The sequence below is a fragment of the Rhizobium sp. CG4 genome (assembly GCF_023701965.1).
In the GTDB taxonomy this organism is placed as follows: domain Bacteria; phylum Pseudomonadota; class Alphaproteobacteria; order Rhizobiales; family Rhizobiaceae; genus Agrobacterium.
Genome location: NZ_JABAEG010000003.1, coordinates 211,886 through 224,522, shown reverse-complemented (window position 1 = coordinate 224,522; position 12,637 = coordinate 211,886). Strand labels below are relative to the sequence as shown.

Here is a 12,637-nt window from a genome sequence, read left to right as displayed (position 1 = left end):
TGTACTAGCGGGTGAAGCTTTGTGCATTTCCGGCATCGACATTGATGATATTGCCGGTCGATTTTGCCGAAGCATCCGAAGCCAGGAAGTAAATCGCTTCCGCAATATCTTCCGGGAACACATTCAGCTTCAGCATCGAGCGCTTGCGGTAATGCTCTTCCAGATCCGTGACCTCGATCTTAGAGGAAGCCGCACGCTGTTCACGCCATTCGCCATTCCAGATTTTTGAACCGCGCAGAACCGCATCCGGGTTGACCGTGTTAACGCGGATGCCAGCATCTGCACCCTCAAGTGCAAGGCAACGGGCCAGATGGATTTCAGCGGCCTTGGCCGTGCAATAAGCGGACGCATTCGGTGACGAGGCAAGACCGTTCTTGGAGGCGACGAATACGATGTTGCCACCGATATTCTGTCGACGGAACAGTTTGAACGCTTCCCGCGACACGAGGAAATAACCGGTCGCCAGAATGTCGATATTCTTGCTCCACATGGCAAGCGTGGTTTCTTCAACCGGTGCGGATGAGGCAATACCGGCATTGGACACCAGAATATCGACGCCACCAAATTCAACGCTGGCTTCGATAAACGACGCAATCACGCCGTCTTCCTTCGTCACGTCAAGTTTGACGCTACGCACGGTATCTGCGCCGAAACGTTTTTCAAAATCACCCTTTGCACTGGCAAGAGCTGTCTCATCAATATCCGCCAGCACAACGCAGGCGCCCTCACCTGCAAGCCGCTCTGCCGTCGCACGGCCGATGCCGCCAGCACCGCCGGTGACGAAGGCCACCTTGCCGGCAAGGCTCTTTGGTTTTGGCATGCGCTGAAGTTTTGCTTCTTCGAGCAGCCAGTATTCGATATCGAACGCTTCCTGCTCCGGTAGTCCTTGATATTCGGAAACCGTCGAGGCGCCGCGCATCACATTGATGGCATTCACGTAGAATTCACCGGCGATACGTGCCGTTGCCTTGTCCTTGGCAAAGGAGAACATGCCGACGCCTGGAATCAGGAAAATGACCGGGTTCGGGTCACGCATTTTGGGTGAATTGTCGTGTTTGCAGGTCTCGTAATAACGCGTGTAATCGGCGCGGTAGTCTTCGAGTGCCTTGTCCAGGCCGGTCAGCAAACCATCGACGTCAGGATTTGACGTATCGAGATCCAGAATGAGCGGGCGAATTTTGGTGCGCAGGAAGTGATCCGGGCAGGACGTGCCCAAGGCGCCGAGTGGCTTGAGGCTTTGCGAATTGACGAATTCGAGAACAGCATCCTGATCATCGAAATGACCGAGCTTGCGCTCATCACGGCCGATACGGCCACGGATTTCCGGCATAAGACGGGCGGCAATGGCGCGACGTTCTTCAACGGCCAGGCTTTTTGCAACGGCCCCACCAAAGATTGTCTTGCCTTCTGTCTGGGCAGCAAACCATTCAATGGCCTTGTTGATGATGGCCAGAGTCAGCTCATAGCACGTCTTGGCATCGTTATCCCAGGTGAACAGGCCGTGGCTTTCCAGCACAACGCCCTTTGCAGTCGGGTTTGCCTTGACGAAAGCTTCAAGGTCGAGACCAAGCTGGAAGCCAGGACGGCGCCATGGAAGCCAGCCAATGTCCGCACCAAAAATCTGCTGTGTCAGTTCTTTGGAATTCTTCGCCGCAGCAATCGCAATGATGGCATCGGGGTGCATGTGATCGACATGATCGAACGGCACAAAACCATGCAAAGGCGTGTCGATGGAGGCAGCACGCGGATTGAGGTTGAACGTGCAATGCGGAAGGAAGCCGACCATGCGGTCTTCGTCTTCCACACCCTTGTAGATACCCTTCAACGCTTCAAGTTTGTCCATGTAAAGGGTGGCAAAGCCATCGAGCTTGATAGTACCGACGTCACCGCCAGATCCCTTCACCCACATGACACGAACTTTTTCGCCGGTTAGAGGATCAGTTTCCAGCACCTTGGCGGACGTATTGCCGCCACCATAATTGGTAATACGCTTGTCACCGCCCAACAGGTTGGAGCGGTACAGAAGCTTGCCGGGCTCATCGAGTTTTGCGGCGTAAGCATCATCCCAGCGATTTTCGAGAAGGCGGGTTTGGCCCGTCATGTCTTCCTCCCTAGTGTTTCGTTCGCGAACCAAACACGGTCCGCCTCCCGTTGTGTGCAGATATCGCGCAATCAAAACCGCGATGTCAATCAAAAACGATCATAATTTTTCATTGTGCGACGCACCATTGATTAATTTGATCGATCTTGATTGACAACGTAAAGAGTTTGCGAATAATTGCCAATCAGGAGGACCCCAATGCACGAAAGCGAACGCCATCGCATTATCTTGAGCGCCATACAGGAAAAGCCTGTGGTGACGGTGCAGGATATTGCCGAACTGACGGATGCTTCCGAAGCAACGATCCGTAGGGATATTGCGTCCCTTCATGTGCAAGGTAAGTTGCGCCGAGTGCGCGGTGGAGCCGAAGCTGTTCACCCGCCACAGTTGGGAAATCTGGCCGCGCGACCGTTCCGCGTTTCCGAATCAGTCAACATCGATAAAAAACGCGCAATTGCGCGCAAAGCTGTCGATTTGTGCGACGATGGCGATGCAATCATCATCAATGGCGGTACAACGACATTCCAGATGGTGCATTACATGTCGGCGCGTCGCCTTCAGGTCATGACGAATTCATTTGCGATCGCTGAACATCTCGTCAAACATTCCAAGTGCAATGTCAGCGTTCCCGGCGGCGCGATCTACCGCGACCAGAGCCTGATCCTTTCGCCGTTTGACAATGATGCAATCCGCAATTTTTACGCACGCCGTATCTTCATCGGTGCACAGGGTGTTGGCGCACTCGGCATCATGGAATCGGACGCGCTGGTTATTCAAAGTGAACAGAAGCTGATGCGGCAGGCGGAAGAATTGATCGTGATGATCGATTCCAGCAAGTTCCGCAAACGCTCCAGTCTCATTCTCTGTCCGCTGGAAAATGTCTCCACCATCATTACCGACGAAGGCGTGCCCGACGACGCGGCACGCATGGTGGAGGATGCGGGCATAAAACTGATTGTCGCCGGTGCATCGGCGAGCGCGGTGGCCGATGTGCCGCCCGATAAAAGAGGTTCCACGTCGGTTGCTTGAGGAGCGCTGACGGGAGGGTTCAAGTTTTCAACTGGGAGGAAAAGGCATGAAACTTACACGCAGAACATTGTCCCGCGCCTTGATGCTGGGTGTCGCCATGGGCGTCGCCGGCATCGGAGCCGGTTTGAGCACGACGGCACAGGCTGCCGACATGAAGATCGCGCTCGTCGTTAAATCGCTCGGCAACGGTTTCTTTGAAGCTGCCAACAAGGGTGCGCAGGAAGCGGCCAAGGAACTTGGCGGCGTTGAAATCATCTATACCGGCCCAACCTCGACCACGGCAGAAGGCCAGATCGAAGTGATCAATTCACTGATCGCACAGGGCGTTGACGCCATCGCGATCTCTGCAAACGACCCGGACGCTGTCGTTCCAGCCCTGAAGAAAGCTGCGCAGCGCGGCATTAAGGTTATCTCCTGGGACAGCGGTGTCGCACCGGAAGGCCGTATTCTTCAGCTGAACCCGTCTTCCAACGCGCTGATTGGCAAGATGTGCCTGCAGCTGGCAGCAGCCCACCTTGAAGGTGGCAAGGGCGACTTCGCCATTCTGTCCGCTACCACAACATCCACGAACCAGAATATCTGGATCGAGGAAATGAAGAAGCAGCTGGGTGACTTCCCAGGCCTCAACCTCGTCACAACGGTTTATGGCGATGACCTTGCCGACAAGAGCTACCGTGAAGCACAGGGCCTGTTGACCTCGCAGCCAAATGTGAAGGTTATCGTGGCACCGACCACCGTTGGCGTTCTCGCAGCCTCGCAGGCCGTCAAGGATGCCGGCAAGATCGGCCAGGTTTACGTAACCGGCCTTGGCCTTCCGTCCGAAATGGCCGGCGCGATCAAGTCTGGCGCCACCAAGGAATTTGCGATCTGGAACCCGATCGATCTCGGTTACTCCGCAACACAGATTGCCTATCACCTCGTCAAGGGTGACGCAGACGGCAAGCCGGGCTCGGAAATCGAAGCCGGCCGCATGGGCAAGATCAAGGTTGGCGAAAATAGCGAAGCCGCAATGTCGGAACCGTTCATTTACAACTCTTCAAACATCGATGAGTTCTCGAAGATTTTCTAATCTGCGACAGCATATCCCGGCGGCGAAAGCCGTCGGGACCTTAGACCGCAACTGCATACTCAACGTCATCGCCATCTGAGATGGATCGACTTCGTCAACGCGGTTGGATCCCCGGATCCAGCCTGAAGAGTGACGTCGGGTGTGAGGTGCGCTTTCTGCTCAATCATGAGCACCCGGATTCGTGACAATGACCATGGCAATTGAAAAAATGGCTGAACCCACTGCACCAGACATGTTGGCTTCCGCCAGCCAATCGCCCATTCTGGAGATGCGCGGCATCAGCCAGATCTTTCCCGGCGTAAAAGCGCTGGATGGTGTCAATATCGCACTTTATCCCGGCAAGGTCACCGCCTTGATCGGTGAGAACGGCGCTGGAAAATCGACGCTGGTGAAAATTCTGACCGGCATTTACCGGCCTAATGAAGGGGAAATCCTGCTCGACGGTCAACCCGTGCAATTTCAAAGTGCGCAGGATGCCATCGATATGGGCGTCACAGCCATCCATCAGGAAACCGTGCTGTTTGACGAACTTTCCGTTGGCGAAAACATCTTTCTCGGGCACGCACCGAAAGGCCGTTTTGGCCTGATCGACTGGAAAACCATCAACAACCGTGCGCGTGTTTTGCTCGAAAAGCTTGAGAGCACCATCGACCCTTCGATCCGGCTGAAAGACCTGTCCATTGCCCAGCGCCATCTGGTGGCGATTGCCCGTGCGCTGTCGGTCGAAGCACGCATCGTCATTATGGATGAGCCGACCGCCGCACTGTCCCGCAAGGAAATTGACGATCTGTTTCGCATCGTTGAAAACCTGAAAAGGCAAGGCAAGGCGATCCTGTTCATCAGCCACAAGTTTGATGAAGTGTATGAAATTGCCGAAAATTACGCGGTGTTCCGCGACGGTAAAATGGTAGGCGCTGGCCAGCTTGCCGACACACCACAGGAAAACATAGTTCGCCTGATGGTAGGTCGTGACGTCAAGGATGCGTTCCCCAAACAGGCCGTCAATATTGGCGCCACTGTGCTGTCGGTCAAAAACTACTGCCACACGACGGAGTTTCGCGACATTTCCTTCGATCTGCGCAAGGGTGAAATTCTTGGCCTTTACGGCTTGATCGGTGCAGGACGTTCTGAACTCTGCCAATCGCTGTTTGGTATCACCAGACCGGCGTCCGGCACCTTGTCGCTCAACGGCCAGGATATCCAGATACATTCTCCCGGCGACGCGATTGGTGCTGGCATCGTTTATGTTCCAGAGGAACGTGGGCGCCACGGTCTGGCGCTCGACATGCCTATTTATCAGAACATGTCGCTACCTTCTTTGGCGCGCACGTCCCGCAAGGGTTTTCTGGCAGCGGCCAACGAGTTCGCGCTGGCGCGCAAATATGCCACGCGACTTGATCTGCGTGCCGCGGCGCTTTCAGTTCCGGTTGGCACGCTGTCCGGCGGCAACCAGCAGAAGGTTGTTATTGGCAAATGGCTGGCAACACAGCCCAAAGTGATCATTCTTGATGAACCGACCAAGGGTATCGATATCGGCTCCAAAGCCGCCGTGCACGGTTTCATCAGCGAACTGGCCGCAGAAGGCCTGTCCATCATCATGATCTCATCGGAACTGCCGGAAATTCTTGGGATGTCCGATCGCGCGCTGGTGATGCGTGAAGGCCTGATGGCCGGCATGTTTGAGCGTGCCGAATTTTCGCCGGAAGCGCTGGTGCGCGCCGCAACTGGCAATATCTAGGAAATTGACGATGCAGCGACTTTTAAAAAACCGCGAAATTTTGCTGGCCGGCATCATCATCCTGATGATCATTGGCTTTTCGATGCGCGCTCCCGGTTTTGAAAAACCGGCCAATCTCGTCAATATCTTCAACGACACGTCCATTCTCATCATTCTGGCGCTTGGCCAGATGGGCGTGATCCTGACGAAATCAATCGATCTGTCCGTCGCCGCAAATCTTGCATTTACCGGCATGGCCGTGGCGATGACCAATGCAGCTTTTCCCGGTGTGCCATTGCCGCTGCTCATTGCCATGGCTGTTGGTATTGGCGCGTGTCTTGGCGGTATCAACGGCTTTCTCGTCTGGGCGCTGCGCATTCCACCGATCGTTGTGACACTGGGTACACTCACCATCTATCGCGGCATGGCCTTTGTGCTGTCGGGTGGTGGCTGGGTCAATGCACACCAGATGTCGCCGAGTTTCCTCAATATTCCGCGCCTGCCGATCCTTGGTGTTCCGGTCCTGTCCTGGATTGCGGTGTTTATTATCGCCGGAGCATGGCTGGTTCTGACACGCACCTCGTTTGGCCGCTCTGCCTATGCATCGGGCGGCAACCCCAACGCCGCAATCTACGCGGGTATCGATGTCGGGCGGACGCGGTTCCTGGCCTTCGTGTTATCCGGCGCGCTGGCTGGCCTCGCCGGTTATCTCTGGGTTTCGCGTTATGCCGTCGCTTATGTCGATATCGCCGCCGGTTTTGAACTCGACAGCGTCGCCGCGAACGTGATTGGCGGCATTTCGATTGCCGGGGGTATTGGGTCGGTGGCCGGCGCGGTCCTTGGTGCCTTGTTTCTTGGCGTCATCAAAAATGCCCTGCCGGTGATTGGCATTTCTCCTTTCGCCCAAATGGCGATTTCCGGCATCGTTATTGTCCTTGCGGTTGTTTTCAATGCCCGCGCCGAAGCCAAGAAGGGCCGCATTATCCTGCGGGACCAGGCCGCAAAAGATACAGCTAAGGAGGCTGCGGCATGAGTGTCTCGCAAACAGAAAACACACCTGCTCGCGTTATCCCGGACAAGCTCGGCACACCTTTCAAGCGCATCATGGCCAGTTGGGAAGTACTGCTGCTGGGTGTGGCGATCCTGATCTTCATCGCCAACTCCTTTGCATCGCCCTATTTCCTTGATGCCTGGAACCTGTCGGACGCCACCTTCAACTTCACCGAAAAGGCGATGATTGCCTTTGCGATGGCGTTATTGATCATTGCAGGTGAGATCGATCTTTCGGTTGCCGCCATCATTGCACTCGCCTCCACAGCGATGGGTTATGCAGTGCAAATGGGCGTCGGCACGCCGGGCCTGGTTGCCATTGGCATTGGCACGGGCCTTATCTGTGGCGCCTTCAACGGCTTTCTGGTAGCCGGACTGAAACTGCCTTCCATCGTTGTCACCATCGGCACGATGAGCCTGTTTCGTGGTATTTCCTACATGGTGCTGGGTGACCAGGCTTATGGCAAATACCCGGCAGATTTCGCCTATTTCGGACAGGGTTACGTGTTCTGGGTGATTTCCTTCGAATTCGTTTTGTTCATCGTGATGGCTGTCATTTTCGCCATCCTTCTGCACGCCACGAATTTCGGTCGCCAGGTCTTCGTCATCGGCACCAACCCCTTCGCCGCCCGCTTTTCCGGCATCCCGGTCGAGCGCGTGAAATTCATCCTGTTTCTGTTGACCGGATTGATGAGTGGCATTGCTGCCGTATGTCTGACATCCCGCCTCGGGTCCACCCGTCCTTCGATTGCACAAGGTTGGGAGCTGGAAGTGGTCACAATGGTGGTGCTTGGCGGTGTTTCCATTCTCGGCGGCTCCGGCACGATCGGCGGCGTCGTTATTGCGGCCTTCGTGATGGGCCTTGTGACATTCGGGCTTGGGCTTTTGAACGTGCCTGGCATTGTCATGTCGATCTTCGTCGGTTTGCTTTTGATCAGCACCATTGCCCTTCCGATCATCGTTCGCCGCATTCGGACCATGAGGTAACCAATGTCAGAGCTTGAAAAACACGCTTTCAAGATGAAGCTGTTTCCCGGAATGGAAGCGGAATACAAAAAACGCCATGATGAGATTTGGCCCGAACTGGTGACGCTTCTTCGGGAGGCGGGGGTAAGCGACTATTCTATCCATCTCGATCATGAGACCAATATCTTGTTTGGTGTGCTGACCCGCTCGAAAAATCACGGCATGGCGGCGCTGCCCGATCATCCTGTGATGAAGAAGTGGTGGGCCCATATGGCCGATATCATGGAAAGCAATCCTGATAATTCACCCATCGCGACCGATCTTGTGACGGTGTTTCATCTGAAATGATCAATGCTACTCCATTCCGCCACGTCGCCGTTATCGATATCGGCAAGACCAACGCCAAAGTGGTTGTCCTTGATACGGCGAGTGGTGCCGAAATTACGGTTGAACGCCGGCCCAATACGGTCATCAAAAGTGGACTTTATCCGCATTACGACATTGATGCGCTCTGGCAATTCATCCTAGCAAGCCTCAAGACATTCGCCATTAAACCTGGCTTCGATGCCATATCGATTACCACCCATGGTGCTTCGGCTGCTTTGCTGGACGACAAGGGCGATCTGGAGATGCCTGTTCTGGATTACGAGCATGAATATCCGGCGGAGATCCGGCAGGATTATGCCCGCCTGCGCCCAGCCTTCTCGGAGACCGGTTCTCCACCGCAGTCCATCGGGCTTAATCTCGGTGCGCAGATCCACTATCAGAAAACCGCTTTTCCCGAGGCGTTTGCACCGGTTCGCAGCATTGTCACCTACGCACAATATTGGGCGGCACGTCTGACCGGCGTTTTGGCCACTGAAGTGACGTCGCTTGGTTGCCATACGGACTTGTGGAACCCGGGTGCCAACACCTTTTCATCCCTCGTCGATACGCTGGATATTCGCTCGCTGATGGCGCCGGTCCGTTCCGCTTTTGATGTTCTGGGACCGGTCAAACCAAAGATTGCTTCTGAGATTGGCCTGTCGTCAGACATACCAGTTTATTGCGGCATTCACGATTCCAACGCTTCATTGCTACCGCATCTTTTAAAACGGCAGGGCAATTTCTCTGTTGTTTCCACCGGCACATGGGTCGTGAATTTTGCAATTGGCGGTACGCTCGATCAACTCGACCCAACACGAGATACGTTGACCAATGTCGATGCCTATGCCCGCCCCGTTCCATCATCACGTTTCATGGGCGGCCGTGAATATGAAATGCTGAGCCAGCAGTTCGGCGACGTATCGGCCTTAGAGATTGAAGCCGCGTTACCCGCAGTCCTGACACGTGGCATGATGTTGTTGCCAAGTGTGGTGAAAGGGTCTGGTCCCTTTCCGAATGAGGATGCCCGGTGGGTTGCCGACAAGGACGCCAACAATGCCGAGCGGCACGCAGCGGCAGCGCTTTATCTCGCGCTAATGACAGACGTCAGCCTGAGCCTGATTGGTCGCAAGGGACCAATCCTTGTTGAAGGACCATTTGCGAAAAACACCCTTTACCTCAGGGCGCTCTCCAGTTTTGCCAATACGGATGTGATTGCTATTGGGGGCTCCACGGGCACCAGCGCTGGCGCAGCGCTGCTAACGGGGCCATCACCCACCGCACAAGATAGTCGCGAAATTGTTGCAGGAAGGCTGGAAGTTGGTGATTACAAACGCCGCTGGCATGCGGCAATGGAGCGTGTTACCAGCTGATAAGAAATCCATCAATCGCTGAGATCAAGGGCTTCCCGATCAATAAACGGGGAGCCCTTTTTGTTTCAAGCGTCGAGGCTGATGGCGCGAACACCATCCTTGTCGAATACATGCAGATGCTGGCCCGGGAAATCGACCCGGACTTTTGGACCAGCCGACAGGGCAGCGCGATCCAGCGTAAAGATTTTGAACGGCAGACCGTGCAGCGACAGATGGATGATGATGCCAAAGCCAGTTGGTTCGATCAGATCCACATTGGCCTCAATGCCACCGGTTTCGACCATTGTGACGTGTTCCGGCCGAATGCCGAGTGTCACGGATGTCCCCTCTTCCAGTTTCACCGGCTTTGCCAGTTTCATCACCATGTCATCGGCAAGGCGCACACCATGGGTGCCATCCTTGGCGACATAGGTTCCGGTCAGGAAGTTCATGCCCGGAGAACCGATAAAGCCGGCAACGAAGAGGTTTGCCGGAGTGTCGTAAAGTTCAAGCGGCGTACCAACCTGCTGCACCACGCCACCATTCATGGCAACGATACGATCTGCCAGTGTCATCGCCTCGATCTGATCGTGGGTCACGTAGATCGATGTGGCTTTCAGGTCGGCGTGCATTTTCTTGATTTCAGCGCGCATCTGCTCACGCAGACGGGCATCAAGGTTGGAAAGTGGTTCGTCAAACAAAAACGCCTTGGGCTGCCGCACAATGGCACGTCCCATGGCAACGCGCTGGCGCTGGCCACCGGAAAGGGCTTTTGGACGTCGTTCCAGGAAAGGTTCAAGACCAAGCTTGGACGCCGCACCGCTGACGGCAGAGGCAATCTTTTCCTTGGCTGTTTTGCGCAGGCGCAGACTGTAGCTCATATTGTCGGCAACCGACATATGTGGATAAAGCGCATAGGACTGGAACACCATTGCGATGTCGCGGTTCTTCGGTGCAACATCGTTGACCCGGTTTCCCTCAATGTGGATATCGCCGGACGAAATGTCTTCCAGGCCGGCAATCATGCGCAGCAGAGTGGACTTGCCGCAGCCGGACGGACCGACGAGAACGATAAATTCCCCGTCCTGAATTTCCAGATCGACCCCATGCAGCACCGGATAGTTGCCATAGGTTTTGCGAACATTTTGAATATCAATAGATGCCATAATAGAGCTCCTAGCCTTTCACCGCACCGGCGGTGAGGCCTTGAACAAGGTAACGCTGGATCAGCAGGAAGAAGACGCAGGCAGGAATAAGCGCAAGAACGCCCGCTGCCATCATCTGTCCGAAGTCCACCGAGAATTTTGAAACGAAGGTAAGAAGGCCGACCGGGAATGTCGCCGCGTCATTGCCGGAGATCAGCATCAGGGCGAACAGAAGTTCACTCCACGCTGCGGTAAACACGAAGCCGAGGGTTGCCGCCACGCCGGGAAGCGTCAGGGGCAGAATGATCTGCCGGAAAGCAACGAAACGGCTTGCACCATCAATCATTGCCGCCTCCTCAAGATCCTTCGGAATTCCGTCGAAGAAGGACTGCATCAGGAAGGTTGCAAATGGCACGTTGAAGGCGGTGTAGACCACGACAAGTCCGGTCAGACTGTTGGTCAGACCAAGTGGCGACAACATCTTGAAGATCGGCGCAACCAGCATGACCAGTGGGAACATCTGCGTCAGCAACATAAGGCCGACGATCCAGTATTTCGCCTTGAAGTCGAAACGCGACAGGGCGTAACCGGACAGCGATGCAAGGATCGTCACGACAATGGCTGTCGACCCGGCAACGATCAGACTGTTCTTGAAGAACACCGGAAAGGCGCTGTGGGCGATAACGAAGCTGAAATGGTCGAATGTCATGCGCGATGGCCACATGCGCACGCCCTCGCTGTAGAGCAGGTCATTTGGCGTGACCGACACCTTCAACAACCAGAACAACGGGAACAGCGCAACGATGACATAAAGCAGGATCGCAATACGATGAGCGCCGATGGAGATAACTTTACTGGCTCTCATGGGATCAATCCTTCTTCAGCAGTGATTGGCGCAACAGGATAATCAGCATCGAATAGGCTAGGAGCAGCACCAACAACACCAGCGCAATCGCCGAGGCGTAACCAAAATCCAGCCGCTTGAAGGCTTGCGTGAAGATATAGCTGGCAACGATCTGCGTGCGGTCTGCCGGGCCACCATTGGTCATGACAATGATGAGATCTGCGAAGTTGGAAATCCACACGGTTCTCAGCAGCACGGTGATGGCAATGGTCGGTGCCAGAAACGGCAGGGTAATCGACATGAAGCGCTGGACAGGACCTGCGCCATCAATTTCGGCGGCTTCATAAATATCACGCGGGATAGCCTGCAAGGCAGCTAGAAGCGTGATGGCAAAAAACGGAATGCCCCACCAGATATTGGCGACGATCGGTCCCCACATTGCCAGCTGAGGGTCGGAAAGGATGTTGTTTGGCGCATCCAGAATGCCGAGAGCATATAGCCAGTGCGGCAGCGGACCAATCAAAGGATTGAACAGCCATGCCCAGTTGAGGCCGGCCAGAAATGTCGGGACCGCCCAAGGCAAAAACACCAGCGCCTGTACAAGACCACGGCCATAAAAGGGTTTGTCCAATAGCAACGCCAGAATAAGGCCGAACAAGAACTGCAGAAACACCGAGGCGCCAGTCCACCACAGCGTGTTTTTCAACGCTCGGTAAAAGGCCTGATCCTGCGACAGCGTTTTGAAGTGTTCAATACCGATAAAGCCACCGGAAAACGGGTTGAGAAGCTGCACATCCCGAAACGCATAGGACAGGCCGAGTGCCAGCGGCACCAGCATGACGGCGGCAATCAGGATGAGCGATGGCGCGCTGTAGAGCCAAGGCTCACTCTTATGCGCCAGCCGCTGCAGAAACGGTCGTCTGTCCTGGCGCCGCGTGTGCGGAAGGGCAGTGTTATTCATGGAAGGCAATCCTGTTCTGGCCTTTTGGCAGGCGCACTGC

11 protein-coding genes are annotated in these 12,637 nt (G+C 55.1%); 7 read left to right on the top strand and 4 right to left on the bottom strand.

Annotated elements, in window-relative coordinates; translation table 11 throughout:
• Window positions 1-4: 4 nt before the first annotated feature.
• A complete protein-coding gene (locus HGO37_RS11305; RefSeq protein ID WP_250983401.1) occupies window positions 5-2,101 on the bottom strand; it encodes a bifunctional rhamnulose-1-phosphate aldolase/short-chain dehydrogenase in 2,097 nt (698 codons plus the stop codon).
• 198 nt (window positions 2,102-2,299) lie between these two features.
• Between HGO37_RS11305 and HGO37_RS11300 the strand changes: the two genes are divergently transcribed.
• From HGO37_RS11300 to HGO37_RS11270, 7 genes are all read left to right on the top strand, one after another.
• The gene (locus tag HGO37_RS11300) at window positions 2,300-3,130 is read left to right on the top strand and encodes a DeoR/GlpR family DNA-binding transcription regulator (RefSeq protein WP_192486778.1); all 831 of its coding nucleotides are present in this window, start codon (window positions 2,300-2,302) and stop codon (window positions 3,128-3,130) included.
• A 46-nt stretch (window positions 3,131-3,176) separates the two neighbouring features.
• A complete protein-coding gene (gene rhaS, locus HGO37_RS11295; RefSeq protein WP_192486777.1) occupies window positions 3,177-4,199 on the top strand; it encodes a rhamnose ABC transporter substrate-binding protein in 1,023 nt (340 codons plus the stop codon).
• Window positions 4,200-4,407: 208 nt separating this feature from the next.
• On the top strand, window positions 4,408-5,937 hold the full coding sequence (locus tag HGO37_RS11290; protein ID WP_250983696.1) for a sugar ABC transporter ATP-binding protein: 1,530 nt from the start codon (window positions 4,408-4,410) through the stop codon (window positions 5,935-5,937).
• A 10-nt stretch (window positions 5,938-5,947) separates the two neighbouring features.
• A complete protein-coding gene (locus HGO37_RS11285) occupies window positions 5,948-6,949 on the top strand; it encodes an ABC transporter permease (RefSeq protein WP_250983400.1) in 1,002 nt (333 codons plus the stop codon).
• Window positions 6,946-7,953: an ABC transporter permease gene (locus HGO37_RS11280; RefSeq protein WP_250983399.1), complete on the top strand. Its 1,008-nt coding sequence runs from the start codon at window positions 6,946-6,948 to the stop codon at window positions 7,951-7,953. The genes HGO37_RS11285 and HGO37_RS11280 overlap by 4 nt, the downstream gene beginning before the upstream one ends.
• Window positions 7,954-7,956: 3 nt before the next feature.
• Window positions 7,957-8,280 (top strand): L-rhamnose mutarotase, encoded by a 324-nt coding sequence (gene rhaM / locus HGO37_RS11275; RefSeq protein WP_250983398.1) that lies wholly within the window; start codon window positions 7,957-7,959, stop codon window positions 8,278-8,280.
• A complete protein-coding gene (locus HGO37_RS11270) occupies window positions 8,277-9,668 on the top strand; it encodes an FGGY-family carbohydrate kinase (RefSeq protein ID WP_250983397.1) in 1,392 nt (463 codons plus the stop codon). Before rhaM ends, HGO37_RS11270 begins: the two co-directional genes overlap by 4 nt.
• Before the next feature lie 65 nt (window positions 9,669-9,733).
• Here the strand turns inward: HGO37_RS11270 and HGO37_RS11265 are convergent, their stop codons facing one another.
• From HGO37_RS11265 to HGO37_RS11255, 3 genes are read right to left on the bottom strand one after another with little or no spacing between them, the layout of a single operon-like run.
• A complete protein-coding gene (locus HGO37_RS11265) occupies window positions 9,734-10,813 on the bottom strand; it encodes an ABC transporter ATP-binding protein (protein WP_250983396.1) in 1,080 nt (359 codons plus the stop codon).
• A gap of 10 nt (window positions 10,814-10,823) precedes the next feature.
• Window positions 10,824-11,657 carry a carbohydrate ABC transporter permease gene (locus HGO37_RS11260; RefSeq protein WP_192486771.1) on the bottom strand — a complete coding sequence of 278 codons (834 nt, stop codon included), beginning with the start codon at window positions 11,655-11,657 and terminating at the stop codon, window positions 10,824-10,826.
• A gap of 4 nt (window positions 11,658-11,661) precedes the next feature.
• The gene (locus HGO37_RS11255; RefSeq protein WP_192486770.1) at window positions 11,662-12,597 is read right to left on the bottom strand and encodes a carbohydrate ABC transporter permease; all 936 of its coding nucleotides are present in this window, start codon (window positions 12,595-12,597) and stop codon (window positions 11,662-11,664) included.
• Window positions 12,598-12,637: the final 40 nt, after the last annotated feature.

Excerpts from the sequence above, each read along its gene's own strand:
- HGO37_RS11305 (WP_250983401.1), bottom strand. The coding sequence starts at position 2,101 with ATGACGGGCCAAACCCGCCTTCTCGAAAATCGCTGGGATGATGCTTAC.
- HGO37_RS11300 (WP_192486778.1), top strand. The coding sequence starts at position 2,300 with ATGCACGAAAGCGAACGCCATCGCATTATCTTGAGCGCCATACAGGAA.
- rhaS (WP_192486777.1), top strand. The coding sequence starts at position 3,177 with ATGAAACTTACACGCAGAACATTGTCCCGCGCCTTGATGCTGGGTGTC.
- HGO37_RS11290 (WP_250983696.1), top strand. The coding sequence starts at position 4,408 with ATGGCTGAACCCACTGCACCAGACATGTTGGCTTCCGCCAGCCAATCG.
- HGO37_RS11285 (WP_250983400.1), top strand. The coding sequence starts at position 5,948 with ATGCAGCGACTTTTAAAAAACCGCGAAATTTTGCTGGCCGGCATCATC.
- HGO37_RS11280 (WP_250983399.1), top strand. The coding sequence starts at position 6,946 with ATGAGTGTCTCGCAAACAGAAAACACACCTGCTCGCGTTATCCCGGAC.
- rhaM (WP_250983398.1), top strand. The coding sequence starts at position 7,957 with ATGTCAGAGCTTGAAAAACACGCTTTCAAGATGAAGCTGTTTCCCGGA.
- HGO37_RS11270 (WP_250983397.1), top strand. The coding sequence starts at position 8,277 with ATGATCAATGCTACTCCATTCCGCCACGTCGCCGTTATCGATATCGGC.
- HGO37_RS11265 (WP_250983396.1), bottom strand. The coding sequence starts at position 10,813 with ATGGCATCTATTGATATTCAAAATGTTCGCAAAACCTATGGCAACTAT.
- HGO37_RS11260 (WP_192486771.1), bottom strand. The coding sequence starts at position 11,657 with ATGAGAGCCAGTAAAGTTATCTCCATCGGCGCTCATCGTATTGCGATC.
- HGO37_RS11255 (WP_192486770.1), bottom strand. The coding sequence starts at position 12,597 with ATGAATAACACTGCCCTTCCGCACACGCGGCGCCAGGACAGACGACCG.